Source organism: Anaerocolumna aminovalerica, from assembly GCF_900115365.1.
In the GTDB taxonomy this organism is placed as follows: domain Bacteria; phylum Bacillota; class Clostridia; order Lachnospirales; family Lachnospiraceae; genus Anaerocolumna; species Anaerocolumna aminovalerica.
The window spans coordinates 16,143-36,568 of the sequence record NZ_FOWD01000039.1; the positions used below are offsets into that span (position 1 = coordinate 16,143).

Annotated in this window: 24 protein-coding genes and 1 pseudogene; 1 reads left to right on the top strand and 24 read right to left on the bottom strand. The window is 34.5% G+C overall.

The features are described 5' to 3' along the window. Positions 1-128 precede the first annotated feature (128 nt). From fliR to flgB, 24 genes are all read right to left on the bottom strand, one after another. Positions 129-896, bottom strand: coding sequence for a flagellar biosynthetic protein FliR (fliR, locus tag BM183_RS16750; protein ID WP_091688118.1), 768 nt, complete (start codon positions 894-896; stop codon positions 129-131). Then, positions 893-1,168 (bottom strand): flagellar biosynthesis protein FliQ, encoded by a 276-nt coding sequence (gene fliQ, locus BM183_RS16755; protein ID WP_091688120.1) that lies wholly within the window; start codon positions 1,166-1,168, stop codon positions 893-895. Before fliQ ends, fliR begins: the two co-directional genes overlap by 4 nt. Before the next feature lie 148 nt (positions 1,169-1,316). Continuing rightward, entirely contained in the window at positions 1,317-2,192 is an 876-nt protein-coding gene (gene fliP, locus BM183_RS16760) for a flagellar type III secretion system pore protein FliP (protein WP_242961037.1), read from the bottom strand. A 15-nt stretch (positions 2,193-2,207) separates the two neighbouring features. After that, entirely contained in the window at positions 2,208-2,648 is a 441-nt protein-coding gene (locus BM183_RS16765) for a flagellar biosynthetic protein FliO (RefSeq protein ID WP_091688122.1), read from the bottom strand. A 1-nt stretch (position 2,649) separates the two neighbouring features. Next, positions 2,650-3,012 carry a response regulator gene (locus BM183_RS16770; RefSeq protein WP_091688124.1) on the bottom strand — a complete coding sequence of 121 codons (363 nt, stop codon included), beginning with the start codon at positions 3,010-3,012 and terminating at the stop codon, positions 2,650-2,652. 32 nt (positions 3,013-3,044) lie between these two features. Next, the gene (gene fliY / locus BM183_RS16775) at positions 3,045-4,211 is read right to left on the bottom strand and encodes a flagellar motor switch phosphatase FliY (protein ID WP_091688126.1); all 1,167 of its coding nucleotides are present in this window, start codon (positions 4,209-4,211) and stop codon (positions 3,045-3,047) included. Positions 4,212-4,216: 5 nt separating this feature from the next. Further along, positions 4,217-5,194, bottom strand: a complete 978-nt coding sequence (gene fliM / locus BM183_RS16780; protein WP_091688128.1) for a flagellar motor switch protein FliM — start codon at positions 5,192-5,194, stop codon at positions 4,217-4,219. 70 nt (positions 5,195-5,264) lie between these two features. Beyond that, positions 5,265-5,780, bottom strand: a complete 516-nt coding sequence (locus BM183_RS16785) for a hypothetical protein (protein WP_091688130.1) — start codon at positions 5,778-5,780, stop codon at positions 5,265-5,267. Positions 5,781-5,882: 102 nt separating this feature from the next. Beyond that, positions 5,883-6,704, bottom strand: coding sequence for a flagellar motor protein MotB (locus BM183_RS16790; RefSeq protein WP_242961038.1), 822 nt, complete (start codon positions 6,702-6,704; stop codon positions 5,883-5,885). Continuing rightward, positions 6,688-7,512 (bottom strand): motility protein A, encoded by an 825-nt coding sequence (locus BM183_RS16795; RefSeq protein WP_334293616.1) that lies wholly within the window; start codon positions 7,510-7,512, stop codon positions 6,688-6,690. The genes BM183_RS16790 and BM183_RS16795 overlap by 17 nt, the downstream gene beginning before the upstream one ends. 84 nt (positions 7,513-7,596) lie before the next feature. Next, positions 7,597-7,788: a flagellar FlbD family protein gene (locus tag BM183_RS16800; protein WP_091688134.1), complete on the bottom strand. Its 192-nt coding sequence runs from the start codon at positions 7,786-7,788 to the stop codon at positions 7,597-7,599. Between the two features lie 223 nt (positions 7,789-8,011). Continuing rightward, positions 8,012-9,442 carry a flagellar hook protein FlgE gene (locus BM183_RS16805; RefSeq protein WP_091688136.1) on the bottom strand — a complete coding sequence of 477 codons (1,431 nt, stop codon included), beginning with the start codon at positions 9,440-9,442 and terminating at the stop codon, positions 8,012-8,014. A gap of 152 nt (positions 9,443-9,594) precedes the next feature. Next, entirely contained in the window at positions 9,595-9,993 is a 399-nt protein-coding gene (locus tag BM183_RS16810; protein ID WP_091688138.1) for a TIGR02530 family flagellar biosynthesis protein, read from the bottom strand. Positions 9,994-10,149: 156 nt separating this feature from the next. Continuing rightward, the gene (locus BM183_RS16815) at positions 10,150-10,911 is read right to left on the bottom strand and encodes a flagellar hook capping FlgD N-terminal domain-containing protein (protein WP_091688139.1); all 762 of its coding nucleotides are present in this window, start codon (positions 10,909-10,911) and stop codon (positions 10,150-10,152) included. A 29-nt stretch (positions 10,912-10,940) separates the two neighbouring features. Then, positions 10,941-12,455 carry a flagellar hook-length control protein FliK gene (locus tag BM183_RS16820; protein ID WP_091688141.1) on the bottom strand — a complete coding sequence of 505 codons (1,515 nt, stop codon included), beginning with the start codon at positions 12,453-12,455 and terminating at the stop codon, positions 10,941-10,943. A gap of 81 nt (positions 12,456-12,536) precedes the next feature. After that, positions 12,537-13,307: a MotE family protein gene (locus tag BM183_RS16825; RefSeq protein WP_091688143.1), complete on the bottom strand. Its 771-nt coding sequence runs from the start codon at positions 13,305-13,307 to the stop codon at positions 12,537-12,539. After that, positions 13,300-13,767, bottom strand: a complete 468-nt coding sequence (fliJ, locus tag BM183_RS16830) for a flagellar export protein FliJ (RefSeq protein WP_091688145.1) — start codon at positions 13,765-13,767, stop codon at positions 13,300-13,302. Before fliJ ends, BM183_RS16825 begins: the two co-directional genes overlap by 8 nt. A gap of 87 nt (positions 13,768-13,854) precedes the next feature. Continuing rightward, positions 13,855-15,162: a flagellar protein export ATPase FliI gene (fliI, locus tag BM183_RS16835; protein ID WP_091688164.1), complete on the bottom strand. Its 1,308-nt coding sequence runs from the start codon at positions 15,160-15,162 to the stop codon at positions 13,855-13,857. Between the two features lie 101 nt (positions 15,163-15,263). After that, positions 15,264-16,076, bottom strand: coding sequence for a FliH/SctL family protein (locus tag BM183_RS16840; RefSeq protein ID WP_091688147.1), 813 nt, complete (start codon positions 16,074-16,076; stop codon positions 15,264-15,266). Beyond that, positions 16,069-17,079, bottom strand: coding sequence for a flagellar motor switch protein FliG (fliG, locus tag BM183_RS16845; protein WP_091688149.1), 1,011 nt, complete (start codon positions 17,077-17,079; stop codon positions 16,069-16,071). The genes BM183_RS16840 and fliG overlap by 8 nt, the downstream gene beginning before the upstream one ends. A 17-nt stretch (positions 17,080-17,096) precedes the next feature. Continuing rightward, positions 17,097-18,686: a hypothetical protein gene (locus BM183_RS16850; RefSeq protein WP_091688151.1), complete on the bottom strand. Its 1,590-nt coding sequence runs from the start codon at positions 18,684-18,686 to the stop codon at positions 17,097-17,099. 24 nt (positions 18,687-18,710) lie between these two features. Beyond that, entirely contained in the window at positions 18,711-19,022 is a 312-nt protein-coding gene (gene fliE / locus BM183_RS16855; protein WP_170848054.1) for a flagellar hook-basal body complex protein FliE, read from the bottom strand. A 61-nt stretch (positions 19,023-19,083) separates the two neighbouring features. Next, positions 19,084-19,524, bottom strand: a complete 441-nt coding sequence (flgC, locus tag BM183_RS16860; RefSeq protein ID WP_091688156.1) for a flagellar basal body rod protein FlgC — start codon at positions 19,522-19,524, stop codon at positions 19,084-19,086. A gap of 10 nt (positions 19,525-19,534) precedes the next feature. Then, positions 19,535-19,924 (bottom strand): flagellar basal body rod protein FlgB, encoded by a 390-nt coding sequence (flgB, locus tag BM183_RS16865; protein WP_091688158.1) that lies wholly within the window; start codon positions 19,922-19,924, stop codon positions 19,535-19,537. Positions 19,925-20,254: 330 nt separating this feature from the next. Between flgB and BM183_RS21700 the strand changes: the two are divergent. Beyond that, positions 20,255-20,426: pseudogene (locus BM183_RS21700) on the top strand (ISL3 family transposase); the annotation flags it as partial.

The window sequence follows — 20,426 nt, forward strand, 5'->3', positions numbered from 1 at the left end:
ATTTGCTATGGCGCATTCCCTAAACGAGGCCGGTTGTTAAAGCCACTATATCCCTAACGGGCAAGTGCCCATTCTGCAGGTCGTGCTTTCTATGTTATAAGCAGGAGAACTTATAACACAAAAACAGATTAACGTAATCCATCTATGGCAGACCGCATCATATAAATCATTTCATCAAAGATAAACTCTGCCACTCTGGGTGTTAAACCTACAACCAGAAACAAAACAGCTAGTCCCACAAAAATTTTAAGCTGAATACCAATAACAAACATATTCATTTGTGGAGCTACTTTAGCCAGTATTGCTAAAATAACATTTAAAATTAATGTGGCTGCAAAGACAGGCAAAATAATCCGAAAGCCTATAATAAAATATTCTTTTATAAACTCTATCATCAACAAGTAGAGACTTGGGCTAAATTTTGCCCCTCCTAACGGAATAATCTTAAAGGCATCGGCAAATGCAATGATTAAATAATGATGCAGATTTGTTACCATCATAATTAACATTACAATATAAGAATAATAATTGCTGGTGATGGTAGTTTGAATATTAGAAACCGGATCAAATTCATTGACCATAGCGAAACCAATTTCCATATCCATCATTTGCCCTGCAAATGCTAAAATATAGTAACAAATATTAGTGAAAAATCCTAGTATAATACCGACTAAAGCTTCACTAATTAATAAACCTGCGAATCCTATTACCCCTTGATAAACTAATTCAGGCATTGGAACTACCTCATACAATACCAAGGCAAAGAAAAAAGAAAAACCTGCTTTCACTTTTCGGGGTACGTTTTTTAAATTAAAAAATGGTGCTACATAGATAAATGCTGTTATCCTCACTAGTATCAGCAAAAATGCTTCTAAATGATCTACTTGAACTGTCATAGGTTCTGAATATAGTAATTAATATTGGTGATTAAATTAATTGTAAAATCTTTCACTTCCGTAAGAATCCAATTACCAAAAATCATTAAAACTAAAAATACAGCAATCAGTTTAGGAACAAATGTGAGGGTTTGTTCTTGAATGGAAGTTACCGTTTGCAGTATACTTATTACTAGACCTATAACTAAGGAGGCAATTAACATAGGTGCCGATACTTTTATAATAAGCCACAATGTATCCCTAGCAATATCTACTATAATATTTTCATTCATGAATAACCTCCCTGTTACTTAGGTACTTACTTATTTTATATTTTTTTTAATGTTTATTTTTAATTAACATGACTTTATAGTATATTATTACGCTATTATAAGTTATTTTCTTAGATATTTTAAAGCACTTCGAAACGACTATTTTAGGCTAATAGAATGTTTTTACCAGTGTACCAATTATTAACCCCCAGCCATCTACTAATATAAATAATAGTATTTTAAATGGCATGGATATGGTAGTTGGCGGAAGCATCATCATACCCATTGACATAAGTGTAGAAGCTACAACCATATCGATTACGATAAATGGTATATAGATTAAAAACCCTATGATAAATGCAATTCTTAACTCACTGATAATAAAAGATGGAATTAAGACTGTTATTGGTATTTCTTTAAAATCTTCTACAGGTCCAATTTCTGCAATATCCATAAATAATTTCAAATCTTTTGGTTTAACTTCTTTTAACATAAAATCACGAAGTGGCTCTATGCCCGCATCAATAGCTTCTTCTGTTGTGATTTCCTCACGCTGCAGCGGCTGTATCGCTTTATTATTAATCTGTGTGAACACCGGTGACATAATAAAAACGGTAAGAAATAATGCCAGTCCTATCAGTACCTGATTTGGCGGTGTAGTTTGCGTTCCTAGCGCTGACCTTACGAAATGCATAACAATCAGAATACGGGTAAAGGAAGTTACCATGATTAATATAGCAGGTGCTAACGAAATAATAGTTAATAACAATAAAATCTGTAGTGTTGCTGATAACCCATTACTTTCTGAACCTGTATCAAGATTAAATTGAAAAGGTCCAATTGCACCTGTAATATCTACCGCCCCATCCTTCTCCCCGGCAGTGTCTTTTTTATCGGTTGTTTCTGTTGACCTGTTATTATTAATATTCGTAGCAGATACCTTCATCGGTGCAATAAAAATAAAGGTTAATATACATAACACAACAAATAAGATCCCACTGAATTTTGTCGCGTTTCTTAATTGCTTCTTTATATATGTACTCATGAATACCAACCTTTACTAGTTATTTTTATTATCTTGAGACCCGCCATTATGTTGCTGATGCTCAAGATTATGTTCTTTATTTTGGGAAACGAAATTATTTTGCCGGTTCGTAAGTTTTGACATAATATCCGAAAAGTTTACTTTAGCTTTAGCCATTTGGTCAAAGTTTAAAATTTCATCTTCCTTTAATTCAGTTATGAAATTTACATTATCCTTACTAATTCCTAAAACAAGATATCTGGTTCCCGCTTTTACTAACTGTAAATATTTATTCTGAGTAATTCTATATGTTTCAATTACTTGAAAGTTACTGTTCTTTATTTGATTTAATTTAACTCCACCTACAATTTTGGTGGTCAAATAGGTTGCCCCAAGAATAAATATAAATAGTATGAATACACCTACTAATTGCCATCCACTGGACAATTCCGATGTTTTTGTTGTTAATATAGTCATTTTAACCAACCGCTTTTTTTACTGCTTCAAGAACTCTGTCTGCTTGAAAAGGCTTAACAATGAAGTCTTTTGCTCCTGACTGAATAGATTCAATAACCATTGCTTGTTGTCCCATTGCAGAACACATAATAATATTCGCACTAGGATCTGTTTCTTTGATTTTCTTTAATGCCTGAATACCATCCATTTCCGGCATTGTAATATCCATCATGACTAAGTCTGGTTTTGTTTCTGTGTATTTTTCAACTGCCTTTACACCATTTTCAGCTTCCCCTGCAATGGTGTAACCATTCTTTGTCAGAATATCCTTAATCATCATTCTCATAAAAGCAGCATCATCACAAATTAAAATACTTTTTGCCATTTCTAAATCTCCTATCCTATTAATTTTGTAATTTATTTAATAATCTCTGTCACTCTTATACCAAAGGAATCTTCAATTACTACTACTTCACCTTTAGCTACAAATTTTCCATTTACTAAAACATCAATAGGTTCACCTGCAAGTTTATTTAACTCAATAATTGTACCAGGTGTAAAATCAAGAATATCTTTAATAGATTTACTTGTTCTACCAAGTTCTACAGTTACCTCTAATGGAACGTCCATTAACAGGTTGATATTTTCTGGTTGAACTACTGGCGCCACACCTGCAGTAAATGGCTGAAACTGTGCTGGTTGAACATTAACATCTTGCATCATTGGCATCATATTATTCACTCCCCTAGATATATTCTGCATGCCTTGCATATTTTGTATTGTTGGTGCTCCTTGATTTGGCTGCATAACTTGTTCCATATTCATCCCTGCATTATCACTTTGGGCTGCATTTGTTGTTACAGATGATGTTTTTACCGCCTTGCTTTCATTGCTTGTTTGTTTGTCTTTTACAAACTTCTTATATATATCCCTTGCAAAATCAAATGGGTATAACTGCATCAATTCACTATCCACAAGGTCGCCAATCTCCATTTTAAAGGCCACTTTTACAAATAGATCCTTTAAAAATGGGGCAACATCTCCAGCATCGATAGTATCATTTAAATCTACAATCTTAGCTTCTGGCGGACTGATATCCACTCTCTTTTCTAATAGAGAGGATATTGAAGTGGAAGCAGAACCCATCATTTGGTTCATAGCTTCACTGATTGCACTTAAATGTAATTCTGACAAATCACCGTCTGTGTTTGTACCATCCCCATCCATCATTAAATCAGTAATTATCTTTACATCTCTTTCCTTTAAAATCAGGATATTGTTTCCATCAAGCCCATCTTTATAATAAATCTGAATAAAAACACAAGGTCTGTCATAAGTATCTGCTAAATCACTCCAAGTTGCATAGGATACCACAGGAGTTGTTATAACAACTTTTTGATTTACCAAAGAAGATAAAGTTGTTGCTGCTGTTCCCATACTAATATTAGATATTTCTCCAATTGCATCTTTCTCAGCATCTGTTAAGGAATCTGCTTGTGTATTTATTTTTTTATCACTATCATCAGAAGAACTCATGCCGTTTAGCAGAGCATTAATTTCTTCCTGAGATAACATTCCATCCATAAATTCTACTCCTCTCTAATAATTGATGAAATTTTGACTGCATAGGAGTCTGAAGCAGCTCCCGGTAGAGCTGAAAACTTATTTATGTTTCCAACATAAATATTTAACTCATCCTCAAGTTTTGTATTAAGTTTAATAATATCGCCGCATTGTAAGCCCATAAAGTCATTCACCGAAATTGTGCTTTTACCAAGAACAGCTCTAACTGGAATCCTTGCTTTAGATATGGCATATTCAATGAAATCCCTATAGGTTTTGTCATCCTTGGTCTGCATAGTAGAAAACCAGAATTTTGTATTTAACTTATCAATTACACTTTCAAGACAAACATAAGGAAGACAAACATTCATCATTCCTTCCACGTTACCGATTTTTATATTCATAGTAACAATGGATGTCATTTCACTAGGCGCTATAATTTGTGCAAATTGAGAGTTGGTTTCAATTCTTATTAATCTAGGTTCCACCTCCACTACATTACTCCATGGCTCGCTTAGTAAAGACGTAAACAAAATAAAAAGTCTTTCTATAATTGTCAACTCTATCTCTGTAAACTCTCTTGCTTTATCCAATGGATTCCCACCACCGCCAAGCATTCTGTCAACTATGGCATAACCAAGATTATCAGCTAATTCAATAATAATATTTCCTTCTAAAGGTGCAAAATCAATAATTCCTAATAAAACCGGATTAGATAATGCATTGGTAAACTCTGAATATGTAACAGCCTCCGAATTCATCACTTCAACTTGAACATTTTTTCTTACATATCCTGGCAAATGGGTTGAAAGTAATCTTCCGTAATGCTCAAATATATTTTCTAAGGTTCTTAAATGTTCTTTAGAAAACTTGGATGGTCTTGCAAAGTCATAATTCTTAATTTGCTTTTCACCACTGTCTTTCATATCATCTGCGTCCAGTTCACCGCTGCTTAACGCCTTTAGTAGGTTATCTATCTCGTTTTGAGATAAGACATCACCCATTATCACTACCTCCCAAGTTCTTTCTAGTAATTATAATATCATACTTTTCCAATAAATTCATCAAAATCTTTTATTCTACGAGGGTTTCTCCTAGAGATAATCCGACAATAAAATCAGAATTATATAATTCTTCCTGTAACCTTCTTAGGATTTCTGATTTAATAGCTTCTTTATTATCCATAACAGTATCTACTGTATATTTTGAGAATTCATCTGATATGATTTCTTTAATGGTACCTTGGCCTGTCTCTATTATAGGCTTTAATTTATTGTAATCTGCTGATTTCTTATTAATAGATATGGATACAGAAGAAACTAAGGCATAATGATTTTTCGCATCATTTTCACTTCTTTTTAATGTAATGGTCGTATCATCAATTGAAAAATTTTCTATATCCTCAATCTTAACTTGATTTTTTGAATTATCCGTAGATGCCAACTCTAAATCAACCGCAGAGGCTACTTTAGAAATCAAATTATTGGTACGAGTTGCTGTAGGTACCACTGTAAAAACGATAACTGCTCCTAATATAACATTTAAAATACCTACTGCCAAAATAATAATAGATAACATGTTCTTTTTCATTGGTATACCGTGCCTTTCCTAGCTTACGTTTTTTCTTTTAGCGCGTTTAACCCAGCTTACAATACATTCATGCTTTTATTAAATCACACTATTGCATTTGCATTATTTTCCAACATCGTTATATATTTTAATCTCTACACGACGGTTTTTGGCTCTGCCTTCCTCTGTAGAATTGCTTGCCACAGGATCATATTCTCCCCTGCCTGTCCAACTTAACGTCGCAGGGCTTAATCCCTTTTCCTCGATCAGGTAGGTGGCAGCATTTAATGCTCTCGCTGATGATAACCAATTATTGCTTTCAAACTTACTGTTACGAATGGGGACATTATCTGTATGCCCTTCCAATTCAATTTTGTAACCATCAAAAGTTCTTAAAATATCACCGACTTTACTAAAGAGCTGCAATGCATCTTTTTTAATTGCTGCTTCACCGGAATCAAATAATATGGAACCGCTCAAGGATAATTTTACATAATTAAAACTCGAATCAATACTGATTCCCATATAATCATTGACTTTATACTTTTCAGACAAATCTGCAAGTTTATCATACATAGTTTGTGAAACTTCTTTTTTCTCTTCCATTAGTTTCATATTTATCTCACTATCAGAGTCTAAGTTTTCACCTGTTTCTTTAGATGCTTCTCCCATGGTATCTTCATATTCACCTAGGTTATTCATCTGTTTTATACCGGTGGAAATTAACTGGCCTTCATTAATAGCAGATCCGCCACCTTTAAAGATGCTAAAATTATTTGCAAAGGAAGCAGCAACCTGTTCATATTTCTCTGCATCCACACTAGAGAAAGCAAATAGTACAACAAAGAAGCAAAGCAAAAGATTCATTAAATCCGCGAATGTATTCAGCCAGGGAGCTCCTGCACTTGGTTCTTCGCCCTTCTTTTGTCTAGCCAATCTCTTCACCGCCTTCATTAAGTTCATATTCAGAACGAACTGCCGGTTTTAAGAAGGATTTTAATTTTTCTTCTATAACTCTAGGATTTTCGCCGGCTTGTATGGAAAGAAGACCTTCTACTATTACTTCTTTCATCATAATTTCCCCGGCATTCTTAATCTTTAATTTATTAAGAATAGGGATACATATCCAGTTAGCCAATACAGAACCATAAAAGGTTGTTACTAAAGCAACTGACATATTAGGTCCGATAGTGGCCACATCGTTTAAGTCTTTTAACATGTTTATAAGACCGATTAATGTACCTATCATACCCCAGGCAGGACCCATAGCCGATAACTTATCCCAGAAACCAATTACATCATTATGTCTTCCTTCAATACAATTTAATTCGGTTTCTAAAATACTTCGAACCAATTCCGGATCAGTACCGTCTACGATTAATAAGATACCCTTTTTCAAGAATTCATCTTCAATTCCATTAGCTGTCTCTTCCAGTGCCAAAAGCCCTTCTTTTCTTGCCACATTAGATAAAGCTATAATATTCTGAATCGTCTCCATTTCGTTAGAAGGAAGATTCTTAAAAATCAGTCGAAAAGAGGCAAGTTTTTCAAGATAAGCTCTCATACTTGGTTCCATAGTCATCAATGTTGTAAAGGAGCCACCAAATGTAATTAATACGGAAGGAATATCCCAAAAGTTTGTTAATAATGACATGTCTATACTTTTTGTTGTCATTACAAATACGATACCAAATACCATTAACACAAAACCACTTATTATTCCCAATAAGGACGCGATATTCAAAATAGTCACCCACCTAACTTAAGTCTTTTGTACTTATATTTTTATATGAATTATTTTTTCTCTTTTGATTTATGTAAAATATTATAAATAATATTAATTTTCCAGCCGATACAGCTCCTTCTTATATTTTTTTACTAACTCTATAATTTCTTCCCTACTCTCTTTTACTATTAATTTTTTACCGGTAGTAAGGGTAATTACAGTATCCGGAGTTTCCTCAATTGATTCAATTAAATCATCGTTAATTGTAATGTTCACATTATTCATCTTAGTAATATTAATCATATTTATCTCCCATCCGCATTTTAGCATTTTCATTGTGTCTGTTATGCTTTAAAATATTTTATAGTGATTAAACATATAAGTGCACTGTTGTATCATACTTTTTCATTCCGGCGGCAGTTTCCTGCCACCGGTTATTACTTATTAAACCATCTTAATACAAATAAATATCTACATTAAATATCATTCTGAATGAGTTTCTTAAATTAATTAATTTATAAGTTACTTATCGTTTTAAGTTTACTAACTCTTCCAATAAGCTATCAGAAGTTGTTATAATTCTTGAGTTTGCCTGGAAACCTCTTTGGGTTGTAATCATATCCGTAAATTCTTGTGATAAATCCACATTGGACATTTCAAGAACACCGGTTGTAAATTTTCCGCCGCCACGGCTTACATCATGACCGATTCCATCAAATTCACCTGAATTAAGAGTTTGTGCAAACATGTTATCACCAATAGCTTCAAGACCGGCCGGATTAGCAAAGGATGCAACTGCAATCTGTCCTAATAACCGACTGTCACCATTGTCATACTTACCATAGATTTTACCGGAAGTATCAATGCTGATACCATTCATATTACCTACTTTTTTACCGGCACCTAAGTTATTTAAATCACCTTTTGCAGACTCCAGAGATGAGGAACCACTTTCAGAAAACATGGTAATGGTTGAAAAATCTATAACAACATTTTTAAATGGATCCGGAGACGTTGTTGCTTTCAAAGTTACTGTTTTGTTGCCTGCTGTTCCTCCAACACTTTCAAATTTACCTGTTACTCCGTTAAATTCCAATGAAGATGTTGCACCGGTTAATGTAACTTTACCGGTATCCGGATCAACAGCTACGGTACCTGACCCTGTTCCGAAAGTAGCAGATACACCTGTTTTTGCTTCATATTTTTTCGTAGTCTCATTATATGTTGCAAATATAGATTTTCCCTTGTCATCTGTAATATCTGTAAGTGTTACAGTATATTTATTGGTATCAGTTGCTGAGCTTTGTTTTATATTGTAATTTGCCTTATAAGTATGTCCTAAACTATCAAAAAACTCAACTGTTACATTTTTTCCCGAACCGGTGCTTGCTACCTGAGGGTCTTGACTGTCAATATTACCGAATATGCGAGCTGCTGTAGTTGCCTCCGGCTTTGAATACTGATTTTCAGGAGACATTATATTAAGTTCTGAAACAGTCCCTGCCAATATTCTCTTCTCATCTTTTGGATCTACCTGCCATCCCATAACTTTGGCTCCGGATGGAGTACATAAGGTTCCCGCACCGTCTATATCAAAAGCACCTGCTTTAGTAAAATAATTAGTACCGCCGCTGTTTACAATAAAGAAAGAATCTCCCGATATCATAATATCATATGGATCATCTGTTCTTTGAGCACCACCATGCTGTGTAATAGACGCTTTAATAGAAGCTACCGTTGAACCAAGACCAATCTGCATGGCATTTTGACCTGCAGCTCCAGTTTCACCATTAGGACCTGTAGCACTTTGTGTTGTTTGATAAAATATATCAGAAAAGTTTACTTTACTTGATTTAAAACCGATTGTATTTACGTTTGCAATATTATTACCTATAACATCCATCTTTGTCTGGTGAACTCTAAGTCCGGATACACCAGAGTATAATGATCTCATCATAATTGTATTTCCTCCAATTTACGTATTCTTAAGTACTTTTTTCTTGGAATTTAACTTCTTCAATGTATAATTGGGATATTAGCAAAGTTCTGCTTTTGTATTATTTATCCTATCTGGCGTTCAAGGATAATATGCCCCCATTCGGTCCGGCATTAAGCAATCACAGCACCATCTATATTGGTAAATATTTTTTCTTCACTGTCATTAACAGCAGTTACTACAGTATTATTTTTAATATTTACTATAAATGCAATATCATCAATCATAACTAGTGATTCATGGATTCCCTTCTCCCCGGCTTTCTTTGCACCGGTTTCCAATCTGTTTAACTGAGCCTGCGATAAGTCAATGTTTCTACTGGCCAGCCTTTCATTGGCATGCTTAGAAAATTTCAACGGCTCCTGTTTCACAAGAGATTGTTGTTCTAACAGCAGTTCATGGAATGATGCCCTGCCTGTCTGGGGTTGTTTTACTGCAGCACTTCCAGTTTTTAAGAATTGCCCGGTCATCTGCTCAATGGAAGAGAAGTTTGTTTTGGAAATTTGATTCATGTTATCCTCTTTTCCTGCGCTTTAGCGCCTTTTTGTAAGAGCAACTTTATGTACTAACAAAAACTGCCGGTTGAAATACCTCATTCTTCAGGCTAAAAACACTGTTTTTAGGTTAAACACTGTTTTTAACTTATCTCTTCTATCTGTGTATGCAGTTTAAGGCTCTTTTGGTTCTTCTGGTTCTTTAGGTTCACTCGGAGTTCCTTTTATATTAATTGCAATTTTATCTGCAACTGTTGTATAAAGGGGATCATTGAATACTATTGTTGCATTATAGATACCAGGTTCAAACTCAGCTAATGCCTCTTTACTAATAGTAATCTTGTTGCCTTCCACCTTAATATGTTTCTCCTCTATTACCTTTCCTTTGATCACAATTGCCACGTTATCAGCAACATAATCACCTTTACCCATATTTACTTGGAAAGTGATATCCTTTGGTTCATCCCTATCAAACTCTAGATTAATCTTTTCTCTGATGTTAGGTATGTCTTGTAAAATAAGGAAGTAGCTGTCAATTACCTGGGATAGATCATCCATGGAATAATTGTTTCCGTTAATGGATAATTGTACTTTTCCACCGGAAATATTGACATAGTCCACTTTACCCTGCTTATATATTGTGTCACCAGATGAATTAGTGGTTTTTACTACCACATCTTTGCCTACAAGGCTGAAGGCTTGCGTATTGGTTGAAGTCTGTCCGAGATTTTGTAACTGCTCCAATTGTGAAAAAGTTGCTAACTGTGCTACAAATTGGGTATCTGTATTAGGGTTTAATGGATCCTGATACTTCATCTGTGTAACTAGTAATTGTAAAAATGCATCTTTTCCAAGGCTTGACGTAGGTGTATTATCAGCGGAATTTTTTTTAGGCTCAACTTTACCGTTACTAACTGGTCGTATTAATTCACTCATAGCTCCTCCTTTCTTATTATCATTCTCCATTATGTGGAATAATCGATAATGCTTCCGTTTTGTCCTAGAATTTCTGAAACAATACCATTTAACTCAGATACACTTTCCGTGCTACCCAGTATTTCTTCATCACTTCTAAAATGATTTCTGTTTCGGGAATTACTTTGTTGTTCTTCACCTTTCGCAGCTTGACTGCTTTCATCAAATGTAAAGTTTGAAACAGCAACTTCTATAGATTCTACCTTTAGTCCCTGGTTGTTTAAATTTTCAAGCAATACATGCATTCGACTTTCAATAGCTTCTCTTGCCATTTCAGTTTGAGCCGTAAATTGCGCCGTTAAACTTCCGTCTTTGGATAAAATCGTCAGTCCTACTTTCCCTAAATGTTCCGGATTCAGTTGTAATTCCATAGAAGTTACATCTGGTTTTATAGTTACCTTTAAATGCTCCAGAATTTGATTTGCAATATCATGTATGGTTCTTGTGTCAGTTATCTGCTCTCCATCAACATAATCCTTGGCTAATGCCGCCGTAGTCAAATTATTAATAAAGGAATTCATATCATTTAGTGGTTCAAGCTTTAATTCATTTTCTTTGGAATTACCTTCTAATTCAACGGAATCATCCTGTATTGCGCTTTCATCTAATAGGTTAGAATTAGCAGAACTTAATTGGCCCTTTTCTCCATTACTTAGGCTTTGTGTGTCAGAAGATATTGAATTCATAAATTCTTCCGGTCTGCCATTACCTAATCCGGAAACAGGAATATTTTCTTCTTTTTCTACTATCACTTCAATATCCCCATATATACCGGAAATTGCTTTTTTAGATTCTTGGCTTCCGTTAACCTTTTCATCTGTTAAATGATCCGGTTGGGTTGTCTTTTGTATATCTCCTTGACTCATTAATTTCTCTATTGAATCCCTGTCAAATAAATTCTTTGCCTGCAATTCTTTTAGTAATTCTTCATTTAGCTCAAGAAACTTATTTACCTCTTGTAGTAAACTGTCCATTGAATTTGCTAAATTCTCATTGGTTAAAACTTCGGTAATATCTTCTGCACCATTTACCGTTAATAGCAATTGCTTTAAATTCTCTAAGTTTAATAAATCAATGGTTGTTAGTCCAAGAATCTCCATAGCTTCTGTATATTCTTCATCTGTCAGCTTTAAAGCTTTTTTCACAGTATCCTCTAATTCCTTTAAAGCTTTTGCAGCTTCACTTTCCACATTAGTAGAATCGCTCACCCCATTTGTTATTTTTGCTGCTCCGGTTCTCATTGCATTTTGATTCTTAATATTCTTTGCTTTATCCAGTTCAATATTTGTTTTTTGTATATTGGTATCTTCTTTTGAATATCCTATATACTCTGATAAATTCTTGTTCTGTTGTTTCTGAGATACATGGTTTTTAGCTATGTCATTGAATTTTAAGCTATCATTAATAATACTATCAAATGCCGAACCTTCTGTACTCTTTTTACCGCTGGCAGAATTATAACTATTGGTTCTAGCGGACACTGACTGAACGCCCTGTGCTACCATCCTTCTTTCCCTCCTTTCTCATAGTATTTTTAAGCTTTTGTATATACTTAAATGGAACCATTAATGGTTTACCATATTAAGTCATTCCTTTGCCTGTCCTAAATCAAACATTTTCTTAGTTATCTTAGCAGCTGCTATAGAATCCATTTCTGCTAAAATAGCAGAACTTTCAGAAGGGCTCATGCTAAGAAGCATTTCTGCTACCAGATCAATATCTGCAGTCATGGTCTCCAATATTTGTGCTGCAGCCTTTGGTTTCATCTTTTTATATATATTTGCTTTTTCCTGAATGGATTTAGATATCTGCCCTTGTTCTACTACTTGTCTGTATATTTCTTCTGCATGAGTTGGATTAATGCTTTCGTAATACTTCTTATATTCTTCAATACTTGGAGCATTTTCACCAAATACCACCTCTGTATCGAAAGCTTTCTGTCTTTCTTCGAATGCCAGCTGGTTTTCTTCAAATACTTTCAGTCTTGTAATCTCTGCTTCTAATTCCTTAATCTTATCTGTACTATCCGTATCATTGTCTGATATATTTTCCATTTCTAATTCCAGTTCTTTGATACGTTCTATAGCATCTTCCAAAGTTTTATATGGATAGTTATTCTCGTAAGCTAATTGTTCATCGGATACATCCGGTAACACCTTATTAATAATAGGAACATCTTTGATTAAAGGACGGAGTATGGAACTGCCGAATCCTCCAACATCTAATTTAATTAATAAAGCAAAAATAGCTAACCAAACGAAAACAATAAGTAATATAAGGAGTATTGCAAAAACTTTTCCTTTCGTACCTTTTTTATTGGTTGTATCGATACGATCTTTCTTATTTTTTTTAGCCATTACCTTCCTCCTGGTCATCGGTAGGATTATTATATTGGAAGCTGACCAATTCATCTATTTCTTTTCGTTGTTCAGCTTCATATTCCAGCATGAAAGCTTCAAATGCTTTTTCTTTCAGGTTTTCATGTGTTTTTCTCTCAACCATAGCATCATTTAAGCGAATCCTGGCTGCTTCCAGCTGCTGTTCCGCTTTTTTTACTTCTATCTGCTGAAGTTTGATATAATACTTCATAATTTCAATGTCATTCTCACACTGCTTAATATCTAATAATTTTAGTTTTGAATGCATCAGATTCGTTAATTTGTCTTCATAGTACTGCCTTTTATTTACTAACTCCTCTAATTTTTTCTGTTCGTTTATTAGTTTCGCGTGAGCATTTCCATAAGCAGTTTTTGCTTGATCTTCCATTTTATATTTAATTTGTAAAATGCTTTCCATTTTATAAATAAATTTGGTCATCTATATAGATATGCTCCTTTTAAAGTCTGGAGATTTTCGTACGTAGTACAAATCTCTGGCAGAAAGAATTTATTCTTTTACCTACACCTATTCAGCAAATATGTCCTTTAATTGATCAACAACCTGATTAAAATCTAACTTTTCATTTACCCGTTGCTGCAAAAATTTATTCACTGCTTCTATTTTGGAAATGGCATAATCTATGCTCTTATTGGAGCCATTTTTATATGCACCGATGTTGATTAAATCCTCTGCTTCATTATAAGTAGCCAATACCATTTTAAGTTTTCCCGAAACCTCTTTATGTTCCTCTGTTACAATAGAAGACATAACACGGGAGATACTCTGTAATACATCAATTGCTGGATAATGATTCTTATTAGCCATCTTACGTGTCAGCATAATATGTCCGTCTAAAATACCTCTTGCTGTATCGGTAATGGGCTCATTAAAGTCATCACCATCCACCAGAACGGTATATAATCCGGTAATAGATCCGGTTTCAGCATATCCTGCCCGCTCTAAAAGTTTTGGCATCTCTGAATATACACTGGGGGGATAACCTCTTGTTACCGGCGGTTCTCCGGAAGCCAGGCCGATCTCTCTTTGTGCCATGGAAAATCGGGTAAGGGAGTCCATCATTAATAAGACGTCTTTTCCCTTGTCTCTGAAATATTCTGCAATTGCAGTGGCTGTCTGAGCTGCTTTTTTACGTATTAATGCAGGCTTATCCGAAGTAGCAACCACTACAACAGAACGCTTCATACCCTCTTCTCCTAAATCTCGTTCGATAAATTCCCGAACTTCCCTGCCACGTTCACCAATAAGAGCGATTACGTTAATATCTGCTTTTGTATTTCTTGCAAACATACCTAATAATGTACTTTTTCCTACACCACTGCCGGCAAAGATACCAATTCTTTGTCCCTTGCCTACTGTAATCATTCCATCAACCGCTTTTACTCCTAAAGGCAGAACCTGATCAATTAATTTTCGTTTCATAGGATCGGGAGGAGCAGCCAAAACCGAGTAATACTCTGGAAAATCCAGCTGATAATCATCAATGGGATTACCTAAGCCATCTAAAGTTTTCCCCAGCAGTTCCTCTCCCACAGGTACCTTAAGGGGTGCCATAGTTGATTCCACAGTGCTTCCAACACCGATACCTTCTACATTTCCATATGGCATCAATAGAATTCTATCTTCCCTAAAACCAACCACCTCTGCCATGACCGTCTGAGTTCTGTCACCTGAAACGATATAACATAGGTCATTTAAATTGGCATTGGGTCCTATGGATTCAACGGTTAAACCAACTACTTTAACAACTTTTCCAAGTGTTTTTTCATAATTTTTATCAAGTAACTTCCTATACTTTTCAAAATCAACAGTCATCATTATATGTACCAAACTTTCTCAGATTATTTCCACGACTATCTTTTCAATCATTTTAACTGTTTAGTCGTCAGGATTATCTTTTAAGTCATTTCTATGTTTTAGCAACGGGAAAGAATCTTCAAATCCTCAATCAAGCTGCTTAATTCTGCATCTAAGCTGCAATGAATCACTCGATTGTCTGTTTCTATGAAGCATTGATTTTTAGTTAGATCATTGTCCATAATAATATCTATAACAGCATCTTCCCCGACGCAATCATATAGTTCTTCTTTTTTAGATAATACCAAATCGTAATCATCCTTCGAAATTTTTATGAAATAATTCTTACTCCTGTCTCCATGGATTAATGCATTGTGAATCAGATGTAAGATAATTTCTTTCTTATCTTCTACCATAATTCCTGTGATTTTTTCAATATAACTGCACATGAGTTTTACAAATTCTGGTTCTAAGGTCTCTATTTGTTTTTGGTAATCCTCTTTTTGCTTTTGAATCAACATGTCCAATTCTTTTTTTGTCTCTTCTACTTCGGCTTTACCTTTTTCAAGTCCTTCGTTGTATCCTTTTTGACAAGCTTCTTCGTACAGGGAATTCTGCATTTGTTTTGCTTCTTCTTCAGCCTCTGCTATAATATCAGCTGCTTCCTGTCTCGCCCCGGCTATAATATCTTCTCTTTGCTGGTTGGCAGACCTCTCTTCTTCCTCTGTAATCCTTGTTTCAACTACAGTGGCTTTTATCCCTTCTTTAAAAAAAACGTCCTCTGTTGCTGCCAATTCATCTTGTGCATTATATTCCTCCGGCTCTGTTGTAAATCGATCCAAAAAGATTTTTTCACATAACTGATTCGTATCTATCATTTTCTTTTCATTCTGATGAATATAAACGAACTGAGATTTTATAATATTAGACAATTATCTCGTCACCTCCACCTCTAGAAATAATAATTTCAGCGGAGTCCTCTAATTTTCTAATAACGTTAACAATCTTCTGCTGTGCTTCTTCTACATCTTTCAAACGTACAGGTCCCATGAATTCCATATCTTCTCTTATCATAGTACCAAGACGTTTTGATAAGTTATTAAAGATAACTTGTTGAACTTCTTCAGAAGAACCTTTAAGAGCAACAGCCAATTCATTATTATCAATTTCTCTAAGAACTCTTTGAATGGATTTGTCATCCAAGGAAAGAATATCTTCGAATACGAACATTTTTCTTCTGATTTCATCAGCCAATTCAGGATCTTCAATTTCAAGAGTTTCCATAATGTGTTTTTCTGTTCCTCTATCTACTGTATTGAGGATTGCAACGATAGCATCTACACCGCCAACAATTGTGTAATCTTGATTTACTAAAGAAGATAGCTTGCGTTCTAGAACTCTTTCAACTTCCTTAATTACATCCGGTGATGTACGATCCATTTGTGCAATACGTCTTGCAACATCTGCCTGTTTATCCGGTGGCAGGGAGGAAATAATTGCAGATGCCTGTGCAGATGATAAATAGGACAAAATAAGTGCAATTGTCTGAGGATGTTCATCCTGTATAAAGTTTAACATCTGAGAAGCATCCGCCTTACGAACGAATTCAAAAGGTCTAACCTGTAAGGAAGCAGTTAACTTACCAATAACATTTTTCGCTTTTTCCTCTCCAAGTGCTTTTTCCAGTAATTCTTTTGCGTAAGCAATACCACCCTCTGTAATATATTGCTGTGCTAAACAAATTTCATAAAATTCATTTAATACTTGTTCCTTAGTAGCCGGAGAAACACTTCTTGTATTTGCAATTTCTAGTGTCAACTGCTCTATTTCATCTTCTTTTAAATGCTTAAATATTGTGGCTGATTTTTCAGGTCCAAGAGCAATTAATAGCACTGCAGCTTTTTGTACTCCTGATAATTCACTTGCCTTAGCCATATGCTATCCTCCTTAGATTAATTCCATTCGTCGGTGAGCCAGTTTCTTAGTAGCTGTGCAACCGCTTCCGGATTCTCATCAACAAATTTCTCAATCATCTTCTTGGTCTCTGATTTTTCAGAAAATTCAATATCATCTAAAGTTTGATTTTCTCTGGTAGTTGCTAAAAGCTGTTCTACAGATAACTCAGGCTCTAATTCCGTTACTTCTGCTGGTGAAGTCCCCTTAAATACTACAAATAACAACAATGCTATTATTAAAACTGCAAGAATGATCTGTAAGTATAAAGACCAGTTATTTGAAGATTGTGCCGGGATAAATACTGGCTGTTCATAAGCTAAGATTTGAATTTTATCTCTTGCAATACCTGTTGCTAGTGAAACTAATGTATATACCTCTTCATCCACGTCTAATTGTTTTCTTTCATCATTTGCAAGAACATATTCTTCAAAAGTCATATCCTTTAATAATCCTTGCAATTTTAAGTCTTCTTCTTTATAAGGCACTACTTTTGTGCATACAATACTGCCGGAAGATTCTTCCGGAATAACTGCTCCTACTTCGTATTCTGTATTGGTAACTCTTTCACTTGGTAAATACTCAATCCGTAATTCAGAAGACGAGGAACCGTTAGCACCGTTTTCTATATTATATGTAGTTTCATCATTGGAATCGGTTCCCGGGATACCGCCTGCATTACCAGCGGTGTTTTCTGCCTCATAGGAATAATAATTCTTATATAATCCCTGTTCCTGGCCCTCCGCAGGTATTTGTTCCGTAAATAATTCCGAAACCTTGTCCATATTTAGTGACCAGTTAAACATAGGTTGGACATCGTCATATCCCAATTTCATCATTAATAGTAAGATATTGTTATTGTATGTATTCTGAAGCTTTTCTCTATACTCTAAGACGGAACTTGCACTACCGGAATATAGATCCTCTTTACCACCAAATAGTAAATTACCATTTTGATCAATTACTTTTATTTTTTCTGTAGCTTCATTACCAATAGCCGCTGCAACATACTCTGCTACAGTCTCGGCAGTACCGATTTCAAAATCTTCCGTTATGGTCAAAGCAACACTTGCCGGATAATCTTGTTTCTCTTTTAGAACACTATAACTATTATCTTCAGGAACATAAGTTACTTGTGCATCTTTTATTCCCTTCATGGTGATTAAATATTTTCTAATCTCAGATTGTAAATATAGATGATTTTTAAGGTTTCTATCCTTGTTTGTTGTACTAAGATCATTTTTCATAAGTGTTTCTATTGTAAAGCCGGTAGATGGCACATCACTTCCTGCTATAAGCAGAAGTGCATCTGCATGTTTCTTTTCATCAACTGAAATTGTTACATTGTCCTCTCCCAGTTTGTACCCGATGCCATCTCCTTTTAACAGTTCCGCAACTTTGCTGGCATCTTTTGGTGTGTCACAAACAAGTAATGTTTTAAAATGTGTCCTGCTTAAGAGAACATATAAAATTATCAACGCTAAAAAGACAGCAGCAATTACACTTATGATTATTGTCTTCTGTTTACTAGAATACTTATTCCATTGTTCTTTTAATTGAATCGGTATCTTCTTTAATCTATCTGTCATCTCACCGCTCCCCTAGTCATCAAGTTAAAATTGTAGATTCATAATCTCTTTATAAGCTTCCAAGACTTTATTTCTTACAGCAACTGTGTATTGCAAAGAAATGTTCGCTTTTTCTTGAGCAGCCTGAAGATCATGAGTGCTATCTGTTAATCCTAATGCATAGGAAATTTCTGCCTGTTCTGCAGCATTGGTTAAATGATTGGTATCTTTAACCATTGAAAGTGCAGATTGAAATAATTTATCAAAGGTTTCATTTCGATTTGTTTTTGATAAACTATTATTTTCTTTATATAAGTTATTAAGACCAGATAAACTATTTAAAGATGATATGTCCATTTTTTCCTCTTTCCTGCATATCTCCCATTGTATACGCATTAATTAGTTCAATAATTTTTTATCACTTTCCAACCTCTAAACCTTTTAAAGCCATATTTTTAGTTGCATTAAATGCAGTAACATTAGCTTCATAAGATCTGCTGGCATCAATTAAATTTGTCATTTCTGTTACTGTATTTACATTTGGATAAGTTACATAGCCTTCTTCATTGGCATCCGGATGTGATGGATCATAAACCATTTTCATAGGAGTTTCGTTATCTTTAATGATCTGTGTCACTTTCACTCCACTTCCGTTTCTTGCACCTGTAGCACTATTTAAAAATCCGGCAAAAGGTGCCGGTGTCTTTTCAGAAAACACAACAGTCTGACGTCTATAAGGATGTCCGTTCTCATCTCTGGTAGTGTTCACGTTAGCAATATTCTGGGATATAATATCCATACGTAATCTTTGCGCACTCATACCGCTGGCACTAATATTCATTCCATTCATGTAAGACATAATTTACCTCCTAATTACCACCAAGCACAGTTTTTATTCTGCTAAATTCTTTTGTCATTGAATCTAAAAGGGTATAATATCTGATTTGATTTTCTGTAAGAGTTGCATTCTCTGTATCAATATCAACATTATTACCATCTAAACGATAGGACAAATTAGCATGATCGGTATAAACCGTAGCCTCTAAAGAATTTAGATTGGCATTTGCCACTTTTTGATCCAAAGAACCTTTTCCCGACATTTCTCGCATTAAATATGTCTGAAATTGAATATCTTTTCTTTTATAATTTGGTGTGCTGGCATTGGCAATGTTATTCGATATTAATTCATTTCTAAGCCAGCTTGCATCAGCTGCTTTATTCAGTATATTAACGTAGTTGAATGCGTTTGATTGTATCATTTTTACCCCTCTCCTTTCATTTAAGCATATTATAAATACTATCCGACAAAAAGACAAGGAATATTTTAAAAAATAGGCTAATAATACCATATCTTGTAGTAATAAATCGAAAAAAAGAGGTTTATGAGTTATTCACCCACAAACCACTTTAATACCTGTAATTATAATATTGTATAGTTTAATTTTTATTAATATGGTTCTATAATAAATGTTGGGGTATGCAAAAGACATACTTCCAACATTTTATTTTTTATATTAAAATGCATCTATACGAAGCCTCTAAGTAAATGCACGTCGTCCAAACAAACATTAAAAGGAGGTTTTCGATAGATGCACTCTCATTGTACCAAAAATCTACTGAATTTAGAAGATGTTTTTATTAAGAAAGTGGTTCATGCAGATCATTATGTTAGGATATTCATCGAAACCAATCCTACCATACAAACCTGCCCCCATTGTGGTGCTCAGACCAAACGTATTCACGATTACCGCTATCAGGAGT

Excerpts from the sequence above, each read along its gene's own strand:
- BM183_RS16810 (WP_091688138.1), bottom strand. The coding sequence starts at position 9,993 with ATGAATCAAATTTCCAAAACAAACTTCTCTTCCATTGAGCAGATGACC.
- BM183_RS16815 (WP_091688139.1), bottom strand. The coding sequence starts at position 10,911 with ATGAGTGAATTAATACGACCAGTTAGTAACGGTAAAGTTGAGCCTAAA.
- fliJ (WP_091688145.1), bottom strand. The coding sequence starts at position 13,767 with ATGACCAAATTTATTTATAAAATGGAAAGCATTTTACAAATTAAATAT.
- BM183_RS16770 (WP_091688124.1), bottom strand. The coding sequence starts at position 3,012 with ATGGCAAAAAGTATTTTAATTTGTGATGATGCTGCTTTTATGAGAATG.
- BM183_RS16820 (WP_091688141.1), bottom strand. The coding sequence starts at position 12,455 with ATGGTAGCACAGGGCGTTCAGTCAGTGTCCGCTAGAACCAATAGTTAT.
- BM183_RS16800 (WP_091688134.1), bottom strand. The coding sequence starts at position 7,788 with ATGATTAATATTACTAAGATGAATAATGTGAACATTACAATTAACGAT.
- BM183_RS16825 (WP_091688143.1), bottom strand. The coding sequence starts at position 13,307 with ATGGCTAAAAAAAATAAGAAAGATCGTATCGATACAACCAATAAAAAA.
- fliP (WP_242961037.1), bottom strand. The coding sequence starts at position 2,192 with ATGAGTACATATATAAAGAAGCAATTAAGAAACGCGACAAAATTCAGT.
- flgB (WP_091688158.1), bottom strand. The coding sequence starts at position 19,924 with ATGATACAATCAAACGCATTCAACTACGTTAATATACTGAATAAAGCA.
- fliG (WP_091688149.1), bottom strand. The coding sequence starts at position 17,079 with ATGGCTAAGGCAAGTGAATTATCAGGAGTACAAAAAGCTGCAGTGCTA.
- flgC (WP_091688156.1), bottom strand. The coding sequence starts at position 19,524 with ATGTCTTACATGAATGGAATGAATATTAGTGCCAGCGGTATGAGTGCG.
- BM183_RS16805 (WP_091688136.1), bottom strand. The coding sequence starts at position 9,442 with ATGATGAGATCATTATACTCTGGTGTATCCGGACTTAGAGTTCACCAG.
- BM183_RS16785 (WP_091688130.1), bottom strand. The coding sequence starts at position 5,780 with ATGAAAAAGAACATGTTATCTATTATTATTTTGGCAGTAGGTATTTTA.
- fliR (WP_091688118.1), bottom strand. The coding sequence starts at position 896 with ATGACAGTTCAAGTAGATCATTTAGAAGCATTTTTGCTGATACTAGTG.
- BM183_RS16850 (WP_091688151.1), bottom strand. The coding sequence starts at position 18,686 with ATGACAGATAGATTAAAGAAGATACCGATTCAATTAAAAGAACAATGG.
- fliM (WP_091688128.1), bottom strand. The coding sequence starts at position 5,194 with ATGGGTGATGTCTTATCTCAAAACGAGATAGATAACCTACTAAAGGCG.
- BM183_RS16765 (WP_091688122.1), bottom strand. The coding sequence starts at position 2,648 with ATGACTATATTAACAACAAAAACATCGGAATTGTCCAGTGGATGGCAA.
- fliI (WP_091688164.1), bottom strand. The coding sequence starts at position 15,162 with ATGACTGTTGATTTTGAAAAGTATAGGAAGTTACTTGATAAAAATTAT.
- fliY (WP_091688126.1), bottom strand. The coding sequence starts at position 4,211 with ATGGATGGAATGTTATCTCAGGAAGAAATTAATGCTCTGCTAAACGGC.
- fliQ (WP_091688120.1), bottom strand. The coding sequence starts at position 1,168 with ATGAATGAAAATATTATAGTAGATATTGCTAGGGATACATTGTGGCTT.
- fliE (WP_170848054.1), bottom strand. The coding sequence starts at position 19,022 with ATGGACATATCATCTTTAAATAGTTTATCTGGTCTTAATAACTTATAT.